At 33.7% G+C, this 17,850-nt stretch carries 17 protein-coding genes; 10 read left to right on the top strand and 7 right to left on the bottom strand.

Features of this window, described 5'->3' with window-relative positions:
• The first annotated feature begins 23 nt into the window (after positions 1–23).
• Complete coding sequence (locus tag DSM00_RS05505) at positions 24–1,295, top strand: MFS transporter (RefSeq protein WP_128757025.1); 1,272 nt, start codon at positions 24–26, stop codon at positions 1,293–1,295.
• Here DSM00_RS05505 and DSM00_RS05500 read toward each other — a convergent pair.
• The 3 genes from DSM00_RS05500 to DSM00_RS05490 are packed head-to-tail and all read right to left on the bottom strand — an operon-like array spanning position 1,292 to position 3,207.
• Positions 1,292–1,951, bottom strand: coding sequence for a hypothetical protein (locus tag DSM00_RS05500; RefSeq protein WP_128757024.1), 660 nt, complete (start codon positions 1,949–1,951; stop codon positions 1,292–1,294). The genes DSM00_RS05505 and DSM00_RS05500 overlap by 4 nt on opposite strands.
• The gene (locus DSM00_RS05495; protein WP_128757023.1) at positions 1,952–2,587 is read right to left on the bottom strand and encodes a hypothetical protein; all 636 of its coding nucleotides are present in this window, start codon (positions 2,585–2,587) and stop codon (positions 1,952–1,954) included.
• A 2-nt stretch (positions 2,588–2,589) separates the two neighbouring features.
• Entirely contained in the window at positions 2,590–3,207 is a 618-nt protein-coding gene (locus DSM00_RS05490; protein WP_128757022.1) for a hypothetical protein, read from the bottom strand.
• 377 nt (positions 3,208–3,584) lie between these two features.
• Here DSM00_RS05490 and DSM00_RS05485 point away from each other — a divergent pair, with 377 nt between their 5' ends.
• Entirely contained in the window at positions 3,585–4,049 is a 465-nt protein-coding gene (locus DSM00_RS05485) for a cold-shock protein (protein ID WP_128757021.1), read from the top strand.
• Here the strand turns inward: DSM00_RS05485 and DSM00_RS05480 are convergent, their stop codons facing one another.
• The 3 genes from DSM00_RS05480 to epsC are packed head-to-tail and all read right to left on the bottom strand — an operon-like array spanning position 4,050 to position 6,580.
• On the bottom strand, positions 4,050–4,880 hold the full coding sequence (locus DSM00_RS05480; RefSeq protein WP_128757020.1) for a DUF1853 family protein: 831 nt from the start codon (positions 4,878–4,880) through the stop codon (positions 4,050–4,052).
• Entirely contained in the window at positions 4,877–5,761 is an 885-nt protein-coding gene (gene cysM / locus DSM00_RS05475) for a cysteine synthase CysM (protein WP_128757019.1), read from the bottom strand. The genes DSM00_RS05480 and cysM overlap by 4 nt, the downstream gene beginning before the upstream one ends.
• 24 nt (positions 5,762–5,785) lie before the next feature.
• Positions 5,786–6,580 carry a serine O-acetyltransferase EpsC gene (gene epsC / locus DSM00_RS05470; protein ID WP_128757018.1) on the bottom strand — a complete coding sequence of 265 codons (795 nt, stop codon included), beginning with the start codon at positions 6,578–6,580 and terminating at the stop codon, positions 5,786–5,788.
• A 119-nt stretch (positions 6,581–6,699) separates the two neighbouring features.
• Between epsC and DSM00_RS05465 the strand changes: the two genes are divergently transcribed.
• From DSM00_RS05465 to DSM00_RS05430, 8 genes are all read left to right on the top strand, one after another.
• Positions 6,700–7,482: a tRNA pseudouridine synthase A gene (locus DSM00_RS05465; RefSeq protein ID WP_128757017.1), complete on the top strand. Its 783-nt coding sequence runs from the start codon at positions 6,700–6,702 to the stop codon at positions 7,480–7,482.
• 147 nt (positions 7,483–7,629) lie between these two features.
• Positions 7,630–8,175 (top strand): type 1 glutamine amidotransferase domain-containing protein, encoded by a 546-nt coding sequence (locus DSM00_RS05460; protein WP_128757016.1) that lies wholly within the window; start codon positions 7,630–7,632, stop codon positions 8,173–8,175.
• Positions 8,176–8,253: 78 nt separating this feature from the next.
• On the top strand, positions 8,254–9,360 hold the full coding sequence (gene corA / locus DSM00_RS05455; RefSeq protein ID WP_128757015.1) for a magnesium/cobalt transporter CorA: 1,107 nt from the start codon (positions 8,254–8,256) through the stop codon (positions 9,358–9,360).
• Positions 9,361–9,465: 105 nt separating this feature from the next.
• Complete coding sequence (locus DSM00_RS05450; protein ID WP_128757014.1) at positions 9,466–10,143, top strand: DUF2461 domain-containing protein; 678 nt, start codon at positions 9,466–9,468, stop codon at positions 10,141–10,143.
• Positions 10,144–10,258: 115 nt separating this feature from the next.
• Positions 10,259–12,115, top strand: coding sequence for a DNA topoisomerase IV subunit B (locus DSM00_RS05445; RefSeq protein ID WP_128757013.1), 1,857 nt, complete (start codon positions 10,259–10,261; stop codon positions 12,113–12,115).
• 48 nt (positions 12,116–12,163) lie between these two features.
• The gene (locus DSM00_RS05440) at positions 12,164–14,791 is read left to right on the top strand and encodes a DNA gyrase/topoisomerase IV subunit A (RefSeq protein WP_128757012.1); all 2,628 of its coding nucleotides are present in this window, start codon (positions 12,164–12,166) and stop codon (positions 14,789–14,791) included.
• 2 nt (positions 14,792–14,793) lie between these two features.
• Positions 14,794–15,246, top strand: coding sequence for a large conductance mechanosensitive channel protein MscL (gene mscL / locus DSM00_RS05435; protein ID WP_128757011.1), 453 nt, complete (start codon positions 14,794–14,796; stop codon positions 15,244–15,246).
• 175 nt (positions 15,247–15,421) lie between these two features.
• Complete coding sequence (locus DSM00_RS05430) at positions 15,422–15,820, top strand: response regulator (RefSeq protein WP_128757010.1); 399 nt, start codon at positions 15,422–15,424, stop codon at positions 15,818–15,820.
• Here DSM00_RS05430 and DSM00_RS05425 read toward each other — a convergent pair.
• A complete protein-coding gene (locus DSM00_RS05425) occupies positions 15,817–17,751 on the bottom strand; it encodes a tetratricopeptide repeat-containing sensor histidine kinase (RefSeq protein WP_128757009.1) in 1,935 nt (644 codons plus the stop codon). The genes DSM00_RS05430 and DSM00_RS05425 overlap by 4 nt on opposite strands.
• Between the last annotated feature and the right edge of the window lie 99 nt (positions 17,752–17,850).

Here is a 17,850-nt window from a genome sequence, read left to right as displayed (position 1 = left end):
ATATTTGCTATTTAAAATAGTATATGGCTAAGAACGATCCTTACGCAGCGCTACGCTACAAAGAATTTAATGTTTTTCTGCTCGTTCGTTTTGCAATGGTTTTTGCTTGGTCGATGCAATTTGTAGTAATTGAGTGGGAAGTTTATAGTATAACCAAAAATCCGTTGTCATTAGGAATTATAGGCTTAATGGAAGTTATACCTGCAGTTTCACTTGCCCTTTTTGCTGGTCACATTGTAGATCAAAATGAAAAAAGAAATTTACTATTTAAATGTTTAGTTGGTTTCTCTGTTATAAGCATTGGACTATTCCTGCTAACCTGGCCGGAGTTTACTACAAACATCTCTACAAAAGTTACACTTTATAGTATTTACTTTCTGGTATTCCTTGGCGGAATTGTACGTGCATTTTTAGGTCCCACGATTTTTTCACTTTTTTCTTTAGTGGTACCTAAAAAAGTATATCCTAATGCGGCTACCTGGAGTAGTTCTGTCTGGCAAATGGGCGCAGTAATAGGACCAGCACTTGCAGGTTTTGCAATCAACTGGATTGGAGTTCACTGGTCGATGTGTCTAATTTTTGGTTTTTCACTTTTTGCCATCATTAGCTTATCTCAAATAGAAAGAAAACCTATTTTAAATCCCAAAATAGGAGAGCCTATTTTAACGAGTTTAAAAGAAGGTATTCATTTTGTGCGCAATAGTAAGGCCGTTCTAGGCGCATTAAGTTTAGATATGATTGCTGTTTTATTTGGTGGAGCAGTTGCTTTATTACCTATTTATGCTCAAGACATTCTAAAGGTGGGTCCAGAAGGTTTTGGAATTTTACGCGCCGCGCCGGCTGTAGGAGCACTTATTACCATGTTCACATCAGCTTATTTTCCACTTTATAGAAAGGCAGGACTCAAATTATTAGCTGCGATATTCGGCTTTGGTATTTGTATAATTGTATTTGGATTATCAACAACTTTCTGGCTATCTGCAGCGGCTTTGTTCTTAAGTGGAGTAACCGATGGAATTTCGATGGTTATAAGACAAACTATTCTTCAATTGCGAACTCCAGATTCTATGCGTGGTCGAGTAGCATCTGTAAACTCAATGTTTGTAGGTAGTTCTAACGAATTAGGAGCTTTTGAAAGCGGACTAACAGCTAAGTTGATGGGAACGGTGACTGCGGTGGTTTTTGGAGGAAGTATGACGCTTATCACTGTAGTACTAACAGGAATTATTTCTCCAAAATTCAGAAAATTGGATTTGCGTAAAGATTTGGAAGAACATAATGCAGATAATTCTTAGAATCCTGGTGGTTTAGCTAAAATTCCAGTGGTTTTTTTCTTTACATCGAAAGAGTTATAACCAGCAACTTCTTTAGCTAGAAATCCTTTTCTAAATATTATCAGATTCATATGTAAGTCGATAGTAGTTACAGCGTTTGCCGATGTTCTAAAAATTCCTTTATTGTTTATAAAACATTTTATATACCACTTCTTGTCGGTTGTATTTTTATACGCATACACCTGATAACCCTCAACCGTATTTGTAGCCCCATTACTAGCTGTAATAACACTGGTAGATCCAGTACCATGTTCCACAAAATAATATCCTTGAACGGTAACAATATAGTCGTCTGTACTTATTTTAGTGTTATAATCTGATATGCCAAATCGTGAAGTATTATTAAAAACTAATTCGGCATAATTAATAGGTCCATATTTGCTTATTGCGATATCATACTGAACAATTGACTCATCGGTTTTTTCAATAATTAACTTAGAACCGCGTATTTGGTTAGAATTTCCAGGATTTTCTAAAAATAATTTTTCATCGATTATGGTGGTGCCATTAACATCGAGCATTGCCGTTGGATCTGTAGTATTAATACCTATTTGTGCTATTATTTTAAACGGATTTATGAGCACTATAAATAGGAGAAATAAGTAAAGTTTGTACATCTAGTATAAGTCTGGAATTATTGAAGCTGTGCCGGAATTTTTACCGTTTAGGTCTGTACGGATTATAGGTAACTTACGATAGAAAGAAGTGTCATAAACAATTAATGTAAATTCATAAGAAACTGCATCAGATTCTAAAGTTGTATTTAGATATCTATTCTGAATTTCCAGATGCCAGGTGCTATTACTTTCAAAAACACGTACAACAAAAGCACCTATTGAGGAAAGGTTATCATTTATTGCAGTTTTAATAACCGGAGCTCCTATATATCTAAAATCTGCAATACCTACTATATACTTATCTGTCTCAAAACTTAAGTCAAAATCTACTAAATTATCGTAGCTCAAATTTTTAAATTGATATTTAAAAACATTAATAGGAGCTACCGTAAGTTCGTCAACATTTAATCGCGTTATTTCACCTGTTATGGGAATTGAATTAGTTTTACGAGTAAGTAGCTTAAAATCTTCATCTTTATTTGTTACCGTTGGTAATATATTAGTTTTAAAATTTTCCTGAATCGCTACAGAACCAGCAACATGCAAATCTGCAAGCGGGTTTGTTGTGCCAATACCCACTTGTGCAAACGCATGGATAAATGTAAAAAGCAGTATATATAAGATCCCCTTTTTCATATTTAATTTATAAAAGGATTAGCAGCGGTTTGTGCAGTTCCACCATCCATAGAAATGTCTATTTTGCCAAATTGTTTAGAAAGATCATTAGAGTAAATTAGAGTTGTAACCGTCCACGTTCCTTTTTCTGCAGAATTTCTATTATTAGCAGCTGGAAAATCTGCTTTGATATGCCAAGTGTCATTTTGTATAAATGCCGAATAATACGGAATTGTTGAATCTCTATTAAGGTCAAGTTCACGGTCGTAGGAGGCAGAGATCGCATTTAAAACAAAATCTGTAGCATTTACTTTAGTATCAAAATCAAGAACCCAGTCTTCGTTGGGATTGTATATTTCGTATACTTGAATATATCCCAATGCTGCACCAGTAGGATTACTTACATCTAGTGATTTAATTCTTGCGTTACCTTCCTGAACAAGGAAAGTAGAAGTATCATCATCTTTTAAATTGTCTATCACTCCAATTCTTACTCCAGAGCGAAGAAGAGCATCACCAGCAACTTCTAGCTTCATTCTTGGATCTGTAGTTCCTATACCTACAGCAGTATTTTGAGAAAATAATGAAGAATATGTAGCAAAGAATACAACTAGGAAACAACAATAAATTTTAAGATTCATGATACGGAGAAGTATTAATAAGTTAAAAGTATGTAAATATACTTTAATCTGCTAATTATCAGTTAAAAATTAATTACAAGTAAGAAAAGTATTACTTACTTGTTGTTGTCTAAAAATTTTTAATCCTAATTCTTTTGTGAAGCTCTCATTATTTCTAAAATAAATTAATTTGGTTATTACTTTAGGTGTCTTATATATTATTATAAATGAGTAAAAATTTGTATCTTTACCAAAGTTTAGATTTATTAGCACTCTGCTAAGAAGATCGTGACTACGACAGATATAATCCGGGTAATTTGAGTTACCTTTCTTCATATCGTACGTGTCATTACCTCACAAATTTATCTAAACGAGTATTTATTCACCTAAAACAGATAATGGCTAAATCACAACAGACTTATAGCAAGACAGAAAGAGAAAAGAAACGTATTAAAAAGCGTGAAGAAAAATTAAAACGTAAAGAAGAGCGAAAAGCAAATTCTGTAGGCGGAAATTTTGAAGATATGATTGCTTATGTAGATCATAACGGTAATCTAACAGATACTCCTCCAGATCCTTCATTACGTGTAGAAGTAGATATAGAAGATATACAAATTAGTGTACCTAAAACTACTGAAGAAGACAAAATTGCAGCTGAAGAGGCTAAATTTAGAAAAGGTAAAGTATCCTTTTTTGATCACTCAAAAGGTTTCGGTTTTATTATTGACACAGAAAATCAAGAGAAATACTTTGTTCACGTTAGCGGTATCCTAGAAGGAGAGCTTAATGAAAATGATAAAGTTGCTTATGAATTAGAACGTGGTCAAAAAGGTATGAATGCTGTAAGAGTTACTAAGATTTAATTACCACCAGGTTACAAAGTGACGAGTTACTAAAATACTATTGTAATCTTTAACCCAAAACATATATGAGCGCTGTTCTTTTAGAGCAGCGCTTATTTTTTTGTAAAAATCGTTGTAATCAAGTGTTACTTCATTATCATCAGGCATTCGTACCCAATCATTTTTAACAGGAATATAGAATCTTAAAGATTCAATGTCCAGTAGGTTGAGTTCATCTATTAAATAATAGGTACCCGCAATACATTCACTAAAACTTTCAGTCTCTTGAGTGTTAGTAAAATTAATAGGTATATAAATCTGAGCTTTAAAGCAGAGTTGTTGTTTGAGTTCCTCAAATTCTCCAATAACTTCTTCTAAAATTAATTTTGAATAGCTTTTTAAGGCGATTGGAAATTGTTGTTGTTTTAATTTATCAAGTTTATAGGTCAGTTGATCTTTTGCATTGGGACCAATAAGTTTATCCCACCAGAATCCTGAAATTTCCGGTCTATATAAATAAAATTTATAAACCATTTCTAGATGTACGAAAGCCAGAGATTTTTTATTTATTAAAATAAAATCTAACTCACCTAGCGTTGTTTTATCTTTTATGAGTTGCAGATTCTTTGCAAGTATGTCATAACTACTTTTTTTTAAGGCGTCTTCCATAAAAACCTCCATTCGCTGACCTAACCTAATATTTTCAGGCATTACAAAATCTTGAGAAAGAGTTTCGTTAATAGGTTCTAGACTGAGACTGGAATAGGGTAGAAGTTCCTCATTAAAATGAAGTTGTCCTGTTTTTAAAAAACCGGTAAACTGCTCTTGAAGTATTTTAGTTTCTATAATCAATCAAATAGATCTGATGAAAGATAACGGTCTCCACGGTCACATATTATTGATACAACAATACCTTCTTCAAGTTGCTCACATAGGCGTAAAGCAGCTACAGTAGCTCCGCCGCTACTCATACCACTAAAGATCCCTTCCTCTTTTGCCAGACGTTTTGCCATTAGACGCGCATCGGTTTCACTTACTTCTAAAACCTGATCAACTTTTGAGGCGTCAAATATTTTTGGAAGATACTCCTTTGGCCATTTGCGTATTCCGGGGATGCTAGATTCATCGGTGGGTTGTACACCTATAATTTGAATAGCAGCGTTTTGTTCTTTTAAGTAGGTAGATGTTCCCATTATAGTACCTGTAGTTCCCATAGAGGAGACAAAATGAGTTACTTGACCATTTGTATCGTGGTATATTTCGGGGCCTGTAGTTTTATAATGTGCTTTCCAATTATCGTCATTTGAAAACTGATTAAACATATAATATCCTTCATTCTTAACCTTATCTTCAGCTAAATCTCGTGCACCTTCTATTCCTATTTCTTTGGGCGTTAGTATTACAGTAGCCCCATATGCACGCATAGTTTGTACACGCTCTGCTGTTGCATTTTCAGGCATAACAATTTCAAGATTTAAGCCGTATATAGATGCAATCATTGCCAGTGCAATACCGGTATTTCCACTGGTAGCTTCTATTAATTTTGAGTCTTTAGATATCTCCCCACGCTCAAGAGCACTGGTAATCATATTATATGCAGCTCTATCTTTTACACTACCGCCGGGATTTTGACCCTCCAATTTAAATAATAGTTTTACTTTAGGATTAGTTTGTAAAACACGAGATTCTACAAGAGGTGTATTTCCTATAAGACGTTCTATGGAATAATTCATAATCTTTAATTAGAATATAAAATTCTATTTTTTTTCAAGTTCGCGAATTAGAATTTCTGGCTTGTGAGAAACCAAAGAAAAGGGAGGTACAGATTTTGTTAACCAAACATTTCCTCCTATTAGACTGTGTTCACCTATAATCGTATCACCACCTAAAATGGTTGCATTGGCATAAATTGTTACGTGATCTTCAATTGTAGGATGTCGCTTTGTGGCTTGTAATTTTTTAGAAACACTAAGCGCACCTAGAGTAACTCCTTGATAAAGTTTTACATGATCCTTAATTAAAGCGGTTTCACCTATTACAATACCTGTAGCATGATCCATAAAAAAATGTTCCCCAATTGTTGCTCCCGGATTAATATCTACTCCGGTGACGTGGTGTGCATATTCAGTCATAAGACGCGGCACAATAGGAAATCCTTTTTTATAAAGTGCATTACTTAGTCTGTAAATTGCAATGGCATAAAAACCTGGGTAAGCTAAATAAACCTCCTCGATTGTTTCTGCTGCCGGGTCATTTTCATAAATAGCTTTTGCATCTAAATTAAGTTTGCGCAATATTTCTGGAAGTTCACTAACGTATTCATCCCATACCTTACTGCATTTTTTATCAAGTTCCCAGCAGGCTAATTCAACAAGGTCCTCAAAAAGCCGCTCCAAATGGTCTAAATCTTCATCCAGATCATTTGGGAAATTAAAAAGGGTTGCAAATAATTCTCTCGTAAAGCGCTGTGCATCGTCCTTTAATTTAAAATTAAGGTTTGCATTTTGCTTGTGCGAGCGTATTTGATTTACAATTTCTTTCTTATTTATCATTACTTCTATATTACAGCCAAATTTAAAGAATAGAACGGGCACATATGCAATAGCCGACTAGAATTTCACTAACTCATTAAAGAAATATAGCTTTCTGTATAAAGTATTATTTTTGCAGCATGTTTAATAAAGAATACTACTACTTACTCAAAATTCAATATTTAGGGTTTAGATATCACGGATGGCAAAAGCAGCCAGATCTGTTAACTATACAACGTATGATGCAACGCACCTTACGATATGTATTGAGTCGCAACAATTTTAAATTCATTGCAGCCGGTCGTACCGATTCTAAGGTTTCTGTAAACGAAACCTACGTAGAACTTATTTTGAAAGAAGCTCCGTTAAACTTAGAGACCTTTATGACTGAGTTTAATGAGAATCTTCCGCAGGACATTAAGTTACTGGATATTGAGAAAAAAGATCAAGGCGTAAACATTATACAAGCTCCAAAACTGAAAGAATATATTTATCTATTTTCATTTGGTTCAAAAAATCATCCATTTTGTGCTCCGTTTATGATTAATTTAAAAGGGACATTAGATATTTCCCTTATGCAGCAGGGGGTAGCGCTGATGGAAGGTGAACACGATTATAGAAATTATGCCTATAAATCTACTCCAGAGACGCAAACTGTAATGACTATTGAATCTGCTTCTATTGAAAAAAACACATTATATACTGCCAATTTCTTTCCGGAAGCTTCTTATATATTTAGAGTAACGGGAGCGGGTTTTAAAAGACACCAGGTGCGTTTGATGATGGGAGCCTTATTTGATTTAGGAAGTAGAAAAATGAGCTTATTCGATTTTGAAAAAAGCCTAAATGGGGAAATTCCGTTTACGCTCACTCATATTGCACAAGCATCTGGTCTAATATTACAGCGGGTAACACTTGACTAGTGAACTTTACTTAATTTAACTTAATCCGGCGTATTCTTAACAAAGCTTAACCCTTACCTTGATTGCTTTAACCTGGCATTAACCACCAGTACTTCTATTGCTTATTAAATTTGTTATCAAACAATACAAATTAAAAAAAAACTAGATATGAAAAAGGTAGCAATATTAGCAACTAACGGATTTGAGGAAAGTGAATTAAAATCTCCTTTAGAAGCAATGAAGAAGGAAGGATTTGAAGTTCATATCGTTAGTGAGAAATCTGGGTCAATTAAAGCTTGGGATGAAGATCACTGGTCTGAAGACTATAAAGTAGATAAAACATTATCAGAGGTAACAGCAAAAGATTATAATGCACTGGTTCTTCCAGGAGGAGTTCTTAATCCAGATACTTTGAGAAGAAATGAAGATGCACTCGTATTTATAAGAGATTTTTTCAAGCAGAAAAAGCCAGTAGGTGCAATATGCCACGCTCCGCAATTATTAATTAGTGCAGACGTTGTTGAGGGTCGTACTATGACATCATTCAGTTCTATTAAAAAAGACTTGGAAAATGCAGGAGCTCTTTGGGTAGATAAAGAAGTTGTAGTTGATGAAGCTTTAGTAACTAGTCGTAATCCTGATGACTTACCGGCATTTAACGCTAAGGTAATTGAAGAAATTAACGAAGGGAAGCACGATTTACAACACGCGTAAATTAGTAGATATATAGAGCTTTAAAAAAGTCCGTCTTTTGACGGACTTTTTCTATTTTTAATTGTTCAAATCTATTGTATGTCTAAACGTGTTAAGTTGAAAAAGCCGAGATTACCGAAGTTGCCAAAACTCAAGAGAGCCCACAAAAAGATATTAAATGACATCCCGGGTACGTTAACTTATACCGGTTATAAAGATCAAAAGCACGTCACAGTAGAACTTATAGATTATTCACCAGAAAATCATAAGTATGAAGTGTTTCAAGATGTATCTAATGCTTTTAATAAGCAAATTCCCGGTGATATATCTTGGATAAATGTAAATGGATTAAGTGATATTGAACAAATAGAAAAGTTAGGACAGCATTATAATTTGCATCCACTTATTCTTGAAGATATTGTAGATACTAATCAACGACCTAAAATTGATGAATATCCAGACTATCTATTTATTGTTTTTAAGATGCTTTACTACAATGAGGAGGGTGTTTTTATGAATGAACATATAAGTCTTGTTGTGGGGGAAAATTATTTAATCACTTTTCAGGAAGCAGATGGGGATGTATTTGACTCGTTAAGACAACGTATAGCAAATGCAAAAGGTCGCGTGCGTAATGCCGGTTCAGATTATTTGATGTTTGCAATAATGGACGCAGTTGTGGATCATTATTTCACGCTAATTGAGGCAATGAGTGATCGTATCGAAGATCTGGAGGATGTTTTATTCTCCAATACTGCAGATCAAGATATTACTCAGGACATACAAGAATTAAAACGTGAAGTTTTAAGGTTGCGTAAAGCGGTTTTTCCGTTTAGAGAAGTAGTAAATAGGTTAGAGAAAATAGATAGTAATCTTATCGATGAAAAAACCATTAGTTATATACGAGATTTATATGATCACGTAACGCAAGTTACAGATAGTATCGACATCTACAGAGAGATGACCTGGGGACTTATGGATATGTATATGACTACAATAAGCAATAAGATGAATGAGGTTATGAAAGTACTTACTATAATGGCAAGTATCTTCATTCCGCTTACATTTATGGCCGGTATCTATGGGATGAATTTTGAATATATACCAGAATTACAAATGCAATATGGCTACTTCTATTTATGGGGAGCAATGATTCTTGTATTTCTGGGATTACTCTACTATTTTAAGAGAAAAAAATGGTTATAATCGTGATCTAGTTTTTGAAGTATTATCCTGATTTATTACTATGTAAAGCTTCTGAAAAAACGTAATTTTGGAGTTCGCAATTCAGAGTAAACCCAGATTAGTTTCATGTCAACTACCATTTCAAAAGCCTATTTAGATTTTCTTTCAGAACTTAAAGAAAACAATGTTAAGGAATGGATGGATGCCAATAAAAGCACCTACCAAAATCTTGAAAAAGAATTTAAAGCATTTTGCACTTCAACAAAAGATCAACTAAATACATTTGACCAGATAGAGCGGGCAAAAGTTTTTAGGATTAACAGAGATATTCGTTTCAGTAAAAATAAAATACCTTACAAAACGACGCGTAGTGTTATTTTTAGTAGGGAAGGAGTGCATAAAAGAGGAAGCTATTATTTTCAACTTGCTCCCGGAAATAGTTTTATGGGTGGAGGTTTTTTCAATCCGGCATCTGCAGATTTATTGCGTATACGTAAGGAGTTTGAACTTGATGCAGCACCTATAAGATCTATTTTAAGTGCCCCAAAATTTAAAAAGGCTTTCAACGGATTTAATACTGAAGATCAAGTCAAAACTGCTCCAAAAGGATTCAGCAAAGAAGATCCTAATATTGATTTAATACGAAATAAGAACTTTTTTGTAAATCATTATTTTACTGATGAAGAAGTGCTAGCTCCTAATTTTCAAGAAAATTTAATCGAACACTTTAAACTGGTAGTTCCGTTTTTTGAATATATGAGTGAAGTATTAACCACCGATCTTAATGGTGAAAGTTTAAGTTAAAAAAATTGATAATCAACCGAGTATTCGATTTTTAAAAACTTTGTTAATTACTTTGACATTGCGCCCTTTTAAAACCGTTTTTGAAATCCTATATTAGCAAACATCCCTTCATTTTATGGCAGAAGAAACTAAATACACCGAGGATAACATTAGATCATTAGACTGGAAAGAGCATATACGTATGCGTCCAGGAATGTATATTGGTAAATTAGGTGATGGTTCTAGTGCAGATGATGGTATTTACATACTCCTTAAGGAAGTACTGGATAACTCTATTGATGAATTTGTAATGGGCTCCGGTAAAACTATCGAAGTGAGTATTCAAAATAATCGAGTGATCATACGGGATTATGGTAGAGGTATACCACTAGGTAAGGTTGTAGATGTTGTGTCTAAGATGAATACTGGTGGTAAATATGACTCGCGTGCATTTAAAAAATCGGTAGGATTAAATGGTGTAGGTACTAAAGCTGTTAACGCTTTATCTGAATTTTTTAGAGTAGAATCTTCGCGAGACGGTAAATCTGCAGCAGCCGAATTTTCTCAGGGAAATCTGGTTAACGAAGAGTTTCTGGAAGAAACTTCTCGTAGACGTGGTACAAAAATGACGTTTGTACCTGATGAGACTATTTTTAAAAACTACAAATTTAGAAATGAGTATGTCTCGCGAATGCTTAAAAACTATGTTTATCTAAATCCCGGATTAACAATTGTTTTTAATGGTGAAAAATTTTATTCGGAAAATGGATTAAAAGATTTATTAGGAGATCGTATTGCAGAAAGTGATACACTATACCCTATAATTCATCTAAGAGGAGATGATATTGAGGTTGCAATAACGCACAGCCGCACTCAGTATTCTGAAGAATATCATTCCTTTGTAAATGGTCAAAATACTACCCAGGGTGGTACCCATCTTGCCGCATTTAGAGAGGCAGTTGTAAAAACACTAAGAGAATTTTACAATAAGAATTACGACGCTTCAGATATACGTAAGTCTATCGTTTCTGCGGTAAGTATAAAAGTAATGGAGCCTGTTTTTGAATCTCAAACAAAAACAAAATTAGGTTCTACAGATATGGGTGGTGAATTGCCTACTGTACGTACTTATATAAATGATTTTCTCAAGACAAAGTTGGATAATTATCTTCATAAGCATCCTGAAACTGCTGATAAGATTCAACGTAAAATTTTACAGGCAGAGCGGGAACGTACAGAACTCAGCGGTATTCGTAAACTAGCTAAAGATCGGGCTAAAAAAGCGAGTTTACATAATAAGAAATTACGGGATTGTCGCGTGCACCTAACCGATAGTAAGAAAGAACGTAATCTTGAAAGTACTCTGTTTATTACCGAAGGGGATTCTGCTTCTGGTTCTATAACAAAATCGCGTGATGTAAACACGCAGGCCGTTTTTAGTTTACGGGGTAAGCCATTAAATTCCTACAACATGAGCAAAAAGATTGTTTATGAAAATGAAGAATTTAATTTGCTCCAATCTGCGCTCAATATTGAGGAGTCTATGGAAGATTTGCGATATAACAATATCGTGATCGCTACAGATGCCGATGTAGATGGAATGCACATACGCTTACTGTTAATTACATTTTTCCTTCAATTTTTTCCAGAACTTATTAAAGAAGGTCATTTATATATTTTAGAGACTCCTTTATTTAGAGTTCGTAATAAAAAGAAGACATTCTACTGCTATAGTGAACAAGAGCGTAGAGATGCTATCGAAGAACTTACCGGAAAACCTGAAATTACCCGATTTAAAGGTCTGGGGGAGATTTCACCAGATGAGTTTAAACATTTTATAGGTGAGAATATTCGTCTCGCACCAGTAATGCTGGATGAGGCGGTAAGTATAGAACAGCTATTAGAATTCTATATGGGTAAGAATACTCCAGACCGTCAAAAATTTATCATCAATAACTTAAAAGTAGAATTAGATCCTGTTTTAGAAAATTAAAACTACGATCTAAATTGAAATAAATATTTAACCTTTCCGAAGGCAACAATGAGCGAAAACTACGAAGATCCTAATTTAGAAGAGCAACCGGAAGAAACAAATTCAGGCGAAACCATCACCCGGGTAACCGGGATGTTTAAAGATTGGTTTTTAGATTATGCGTCCTACGTAATACTGGAACGTGCTGTACCAGCTATTGAAGATGGTTTTAAACCGGTTCAGCGTCGTATCATGCACTCGATGAAAGATCTGGATGATGGTCGCTATAATAAAGTAGCTAACATTGTAGGTCATACTATGCAATATCATCCTCACGGAGATGCTAGTATTGCTGATGCAATGGTACAAATGGGACAGAAAGATTTATTGATAGATACGCAAGGTAACTGGGGGAATACGCTTACCGGTGATCGCGCTGCAGCCTCAAGATATATAGAAGCACGATTATCTAAATTTGCACTAGAAGTACTATTTAGTCCAAAAATTACAGATTGGCAAGCCTCTTATGATGGCAGACGCAAAGAACCTATAAATCTTCCTGTAAAATTTCCGTTATTGTTAGCTCAGGGAGCAGAAGGTATAGCCGTAGGATTAAGTACAAAAGTTTTACCTCATAATTTTATTGAACTTATAGATGGTTCGATAAAACATTTACAGGGCAAGAAATTTACATTATTACCCGATTTTCCATCTGCTGGAGAAGCAGATTTTAGTGATTATAAAGACGGAAAAAGAGGAGGAAGAATACGAGTACGAGCAAAAATTAACCAACTCGATAAGAATACGCTTGTAATTACTGAAATACCTTATTCAACCACCACTACATCACTGATTGATAGTATTTTAAAAGCGAATGATAAAGGAAAGATTAAAGTAAAGAAAATTGAAGATAATACCTCTTCTGAGGTAGAAATTCTGGTTCATCTCCCTCCGGGATTATCACCAGACAAAACAATAGGAGCCTTATTTGCTTTTACAAATTGTGAAGTTTCGATATCACCCTTGGGTTGTGTTATTGAAGACAATAAACCGCTATTTGTTGGGGTTTCCCAAATGCTAAGAATTTCTACAGAGCGTACAAAAGATTTATTACGTCAAGAATTAGAAATTCAACTTCAGGAATTAGAAAATCAATGGCATTACGCTTCATTAGAACGCATATTCATTGAGAACCGAATTTATCGGGATATTGAAGAACAAGAGACCTGGGAAGGAGTTTTACAAGCTATTGACAACGGACTAAAACCACATATAGCACATCTCAAAAGACCAGTTATTGAAGAAGATCTTGTACGTCTTACCGAGATACGAATTAAGCGTATTTCAAAATTTGATATAGATAAGGCTCAGCAGAAAATAGAAGCTTTAGAAGGAGACATCGCCCAAGTACAATATGATCTTGCAAATCTAAATGATTTTGCAATAGCTTATTTTAAACGCCTCAAGAAGGAATATGGAGCAGGAAAAGAACGTCAAACAGAAATAAAACTCTTTGATGATATCGAAGCTTCAAAGGTGATTATACGTAATACTAAACTTTACGTCAATCGTAAAGAAGGGTTTGTGGGTACCTCCTTAAAGAAAGATGAGTATGTTACAGATTGTTCAGATATAGACGATATAATAGTATTTACACGAGAGGGTAATATGATTGTTACAAAGGTAGATTCAAAAACCTTTGTAGGTAAAGATATTATTCATGTCGCAGTCTATAAGAAGAAAGACAAACGCACTATATATAATATGATTTACAAGGATGGTCCTGGTGGAGCTACCTATGTAAAACGCTTTAATGTGACTAGTATTACACGTGACAAAATTTACCCGATGACTAAAGGTAAAAAAGGCTCACAGATTCTGTATTTTTCAGCTAATCCTAATGGTGAAGCAGAATTAGTTACTGTTTATCTAAGATCTATTGGCAATGTTAAAAAACTGAAATTTGATCTTGATTTTTCTGATGTTCTAATTAAAGGCCGAAATGCGAATGGAAATATTGTTACAAAACATTCGGTGCGCATAATTGATCTAAAAGAAAAAGGTATTTCCACACTAAGACCTCGTAAAATTTGGTTTGATGATAGTGTGAACCGTATTAATGTCGATGATCGTGGAGAATTACTTGGCGAATTTAAAGGGGAAGATCGATTATTGATAATCACTCAAGATGGTTTTGCAAAGACTATAATTCCTGAACTTACCACGCGTTTTGATGAAAAAATGATTGTATTGGAAAAATGGATTCCGGAGAAACCGATTTCTGCGGTTTATTGGGATGGAAATAGAGAGCGTTATTATTTAAAACGATTTCTAATAGATAATCCTGAAAAAGAAGAACAGTTCGTATCAGATCATCCTAATACGCAGTTAGAGCTTGTATCTACAGATTATAGACCTGTGCTGGAAATAGGATTTTATAAAGAACGGAATAAAGATCAAAAGCCTAATGAAACCATCAATATTGAAGAATTCATAGCCGTAAAAGGTATTAATGCTTTGGGTAATCAATTGTATTCTGAGAAATTGAAACAGTTGAATTTATTGGAGCCATTACCCTTTGAAATTCCAGAAGAAGAAGTTTTAGTTACCAATAAATTAGAAGAATCTAATACTAAAATTGATGACGACGGCACAGAAGATATTGATGGAGATTTTTCACAAGGTAGTTTATTTTAAAAATGGGTTTATTACAAGAATTTAAAAACTTTGCTGTAAAAGGTAATATGGTGGACATCGCGATTGGTGTCATTATTGGTGCAGCTTTTCAAGACGTAATTGATGTTATTGTAAAAAAAATAATGTTACCACCATTATCTTTACTCACTGACGGGGTTAATTTTTCAAATAGAAAAATCCTTTTAAAAGATGCTTACTCAAAGCCAGATGGTACACCTGTTGAGGAAGTTGCAATAGGGTATGGGGATTTAATAACAGTTATGATCGATTTTTTAATCATAGCTATTGTTGTCTTTATTGTAGTTAAGCTTATGAATAGCCTTAGAGCGAAAAGTGAAGATGAAAAAAACCCTACAGTAGAAACACCTAAGAATATTCAGTTGTTAGCTAGAATGAACGAACTGTTAGAGGAGCAAAACAATATTTTAATGAAGAATAATTCGAAAAACTCATAATTTTTAAAGGAAGCCTCAAAGTTATATACTTGTGAATTGTCAAAAAATATTGATATCTTAAAGTTTATTAATATTTTTTGGTATTTTTCTTTGCTAAAACTATTAAGAGTGTGTTTTTTGTAGTTAATTTTAACCCCATATAGAACAGGATTTTTTTCTGTTTAACTTTTCACAAATGCCAGAAACCCCTACAACGCTATCTGTACTAGCAGTTGATGATAATAAATTAAATCTCATTTTACTTTCACAACTATTGAAACTTTTGGGTTTGTCGTCAGATTTAGCCTACAGTGGTGCAGAAGCTATTGAGAAGGCAAAATTTAATGATTATCAGGTTATATTTATGGATATCCATATGCCCGAAATTGATGGCTTTATGGCTACCCAAGAAATTAGGAAGTATAACCAGGATGTGCTTATTTTTGCATTGTCTGCAGATACGACTAAGCCGGCTATTCAAAAGGGATTAAAATCTGGGATGAATGCATATTTGAGCAAACCCATAACCAAAGATCGTCTTGTAGCCGTATTAAAAGAATACTTGGGTGATGCTATAATTTCTTTAAGCGCTTAGTTTAAGGGTAAATCCAATTCTACTTGAGTCCCTAGCGCGTCGTAATAATCATTATACAAATCAATAATATTTAATTTATAAGTATATTTCATATTTTTAGAAAAATTTTCTAAACGTTTTAAAGTAAGGTTTATACCTATTGATTTTTTTTGAGTATTTAATTTTTCGATATCAATTTTCGTCGTTTCCTTCCGACCAATACCATTGTCGGCGATAGTAATATTAACAAAGTTGGAATTTTTCTTGCTTATACTTATGTCCAACTTTTTATATCCCTCTTTTGATTGCAGACCGTGCCAAATGGCATTTTCTACAAACGGCTGTAAGATTAATGAAGGTATTTTAATTGCTTTTAGATTTATTTCTGGATCAATATTTAAATGATAATCAATCTCGTTACAGAATCTAATGTTTTCGATATTGATATACAGGCGCATCGTTTCTAATTCTTCGTCTAATGAAATTTCTTTCTCTAACGAACTCGACAATATTGATCTTATTAATTTAGAAAATTGATTGAGGTATTCCATTGCCTCAGTAACATTGTGATTCTGTAAATAGATACGTATTGATAACAACGCATTAAATATAAAATGCGGATTCATTTGTGAGCGCATTAATTTCTGCTCGGCACTTAGTGTACGTTTCTGACTTTTTAAGTGATAATGACGATAAAGTATAAATAACAGAATTAGAAAGAGAAAGAATACAGCCAAAACCAGAATAAAACTTTTTCTGCTTTGATCAAGTTCTTTAGCGGCAAAAATATTCTGCTGCTCCAGTAAATTAATAGTATTCTTTTTTTGCTCACTATCATATTTCATTATCAAATCAGAAACATATTTATGATTTGCTTCATTAAGATACTCCTCTTGTACTTTCTGAGAAAGACGTTGAAACTCCAGAGCTTTTTTGTAATTATTTATAGCAGCATTTAAATCGGAAAGATGAAGGTAAGCCATGCTTAGAAACTGTTTAAAATCATTTTCCTTGGCCATATTCATACCGGCAAGGAGATATTTTTCTCCTTCTGTATGTCTACCTAATGCGCTATTAGCCCATCCAAGATTTATATAAGCAAGTGAAATATAGAATTTATCTCCTATAGATTTTGCCGTCTCAATAGTAGGCTCAATTAGCTCAAGAGCTAGTGTAGGTTTTCCTTGTTTAAGATATACTTGACCTAAACTATTATTACATATAACTCTACCTAAATCACTATCCATCAAATCATTATGATAAAGTGATTTTTTATAGTTGTAAATTGCTTCGTCAAATTTACCACGCTCTTCATAGGCTATTCCCAGATTAGCATAATTTATAGCAAGTCCTAAATTACTACCTGAAGCTCGTTCATAAATAAGTGCTCTTTTAAAATAATTTTCGGCCGCTTTATAATCACGTAAGAGTAAATATATGTTTCCAATACTGTTTAAGGATATAGAAATCCCTTTGGTTAGAGCTTTGGTTTGCAATGGCTGACTCTCGGCGAGTTTTAATGCAGAATTATGTTTATCTAGTGCAGACCGAACTGCATCAATACGACGGTACACCACACCCGTCATATTTAACGCAGAAACCTGCATTTCTACATTTTTAATGTTTAATGCAATGCTGAGACTTTTATTATGATGATGTAGTGCTTGTTTATATTTTGAATTATCTCTCAAGTAAATACCGAGCATATTCTCGCCATAGGATTCTCCAAGCTTGTAGGATTTTTTTTTACTCTCTCGGATTAAGGAATTGATAGAAGCAGAGTCTTTCTTAAAGGGTGCAGTATACTTTTGTAATGAATCGTAGGCCTTATATTTTTCTTTTAAAATAAGCTTTAGATTCTCATCTGAAGATTTTTGAGCATTACCAATAAGAATATTTCCTAACAGTAATAGGATGCAACTGAAATACGTTAAGCGGTAAAATTGCGGCATAAACCCTTCATTAAGTTTTAAATATACTCAACTTAAAGTGATTAGATACAATTTATTACAAAAGTGATTCTACTAAAAAAATTAAAAATTAATAAAGCA

It is taken from the genome of Leeuwenhoekiella aequorea, from assembly GCF_004104375.1.
Taxonomy (GTDB): domain Bacteria; phylum Bacteroidota; class Bacteroidia; order Flavobacteriales; family Flavobacteriaceae; genus Leeuwenhoekiella; species Leeuwenhoekiella aequorea.
The sequence above is the reverse complement of the archived record's forward strand: the minus strand, read 5'-3'. Positions and strand labels throughout refer to the sequence as shown.

Bases quoted from the DNA above. Each gene is read 5' to 3' on its own strand.
- DSM00_RS05505 (WP_128757025.1), top strand. From the start codon at position 24: ATGGCTAAGAACGATCCTTACGCAGCGCTACGCTACAAAGAATTTAAT.
- DSM00_RS05500 (WP_128757024.1), bottom strand. From the start codon at position 1,951: ATGTACAAACTTTACTTATTTCTCCTATTTATAGTGCTCATAAATCCG.
- DSM00_RS05495 (WP_128757023.1), bottom strand. From the start codon at position 2,587: ATGAAAAAGGGGATCTTATATATACTGCTTTTTACATTTATCCATGCG.
- DSM00_RS05490 (WP_128757022.1), bottom strand. From the start codon at position 3,207: ATGAATCTTAAAATTTATTGTTGTTTCCTAGTTGTATTCTTTGCTACA.
- DSM00_RS05485 (WP_128757021.1), top strand. From the start codon at position 3,585: ATGGCTAAATCACAACAGACTTATAGCAAGACAGAAAGAGAAAAGAAA.
- cysM (WP_128757019.1), bottom strand. From the start codon at position 5,761: ATGAATTATTCCATAGAACGTCTTATAGGAAATACACCTCTTGTAGAA.
- epsC (WP_128757018.1), bottom strand. From the start codon at position 6,580: ATGATAAATAAGAAAGAAATTGTAAATCAAATACGCTCGCACAAGCAA.
- DSM00_RS05465 (WP_128757017.1), top strand. From the start codon at position 6,700: ATGTTTAATAAAGAATACTACTACTTACTCAAAATTCAATATTTAGGG.
- DSM00_RS05460 (WP_128757016.1), top strand. From the start codon at position 7,630: ATGAAAAAGGTAGCAATATTAGCAACTAACGGATTTGAGGAAAGTGAA.
- corA (WP_128757015.1), top strand. From the start codon at position 8,254: ATGTCTAAACGTGTTAAGTTGAAAAAGCCGAGATTACCGAAGTTGCCA.
- DSM00_RS05450 (WP_128757014.1), top strand. From the start codon at position 9,466: ATGTCAACTACCATTTCAAAAGCCTATTTAGATTTTCTTTCAGAACTT.
- DSM00_RS05445 (WP_128757013.1), top strand. From the start codon at position 10,259: ATGGCAGAAGAAACTAAATACACCGAGGATAACATTAGATCATTAGAC.
- DSM00_RS05440 (WP_128757012.1), top strand. From the start codon at position 12,164: ATGAGCGAAAACTACGAAGATCCTAATTTAGAAGAGCAACCGGAAGAA.
- mscL (WP_128757011.1), top strand. From the start codon at position 14,794: ATGGGTTTATTACAAGAATTTAAAAACTTTGCTGTAAAAGGTAATATG.
- DSM00_RS05430 (WP_128757010.1), top strand. From the start codon at position 15,422: ATGCCAGAAACCCCTACAACGCTATCTGTACTAGCAGTTGATGATAAT.
- DSM00_RS05425 (WP_128757009.1), bottom strand. From the start codon at position 17,751: ATGCCGCAATTTTACCGCTTAACGTATTTCAGTTGCATCCTATTACTG.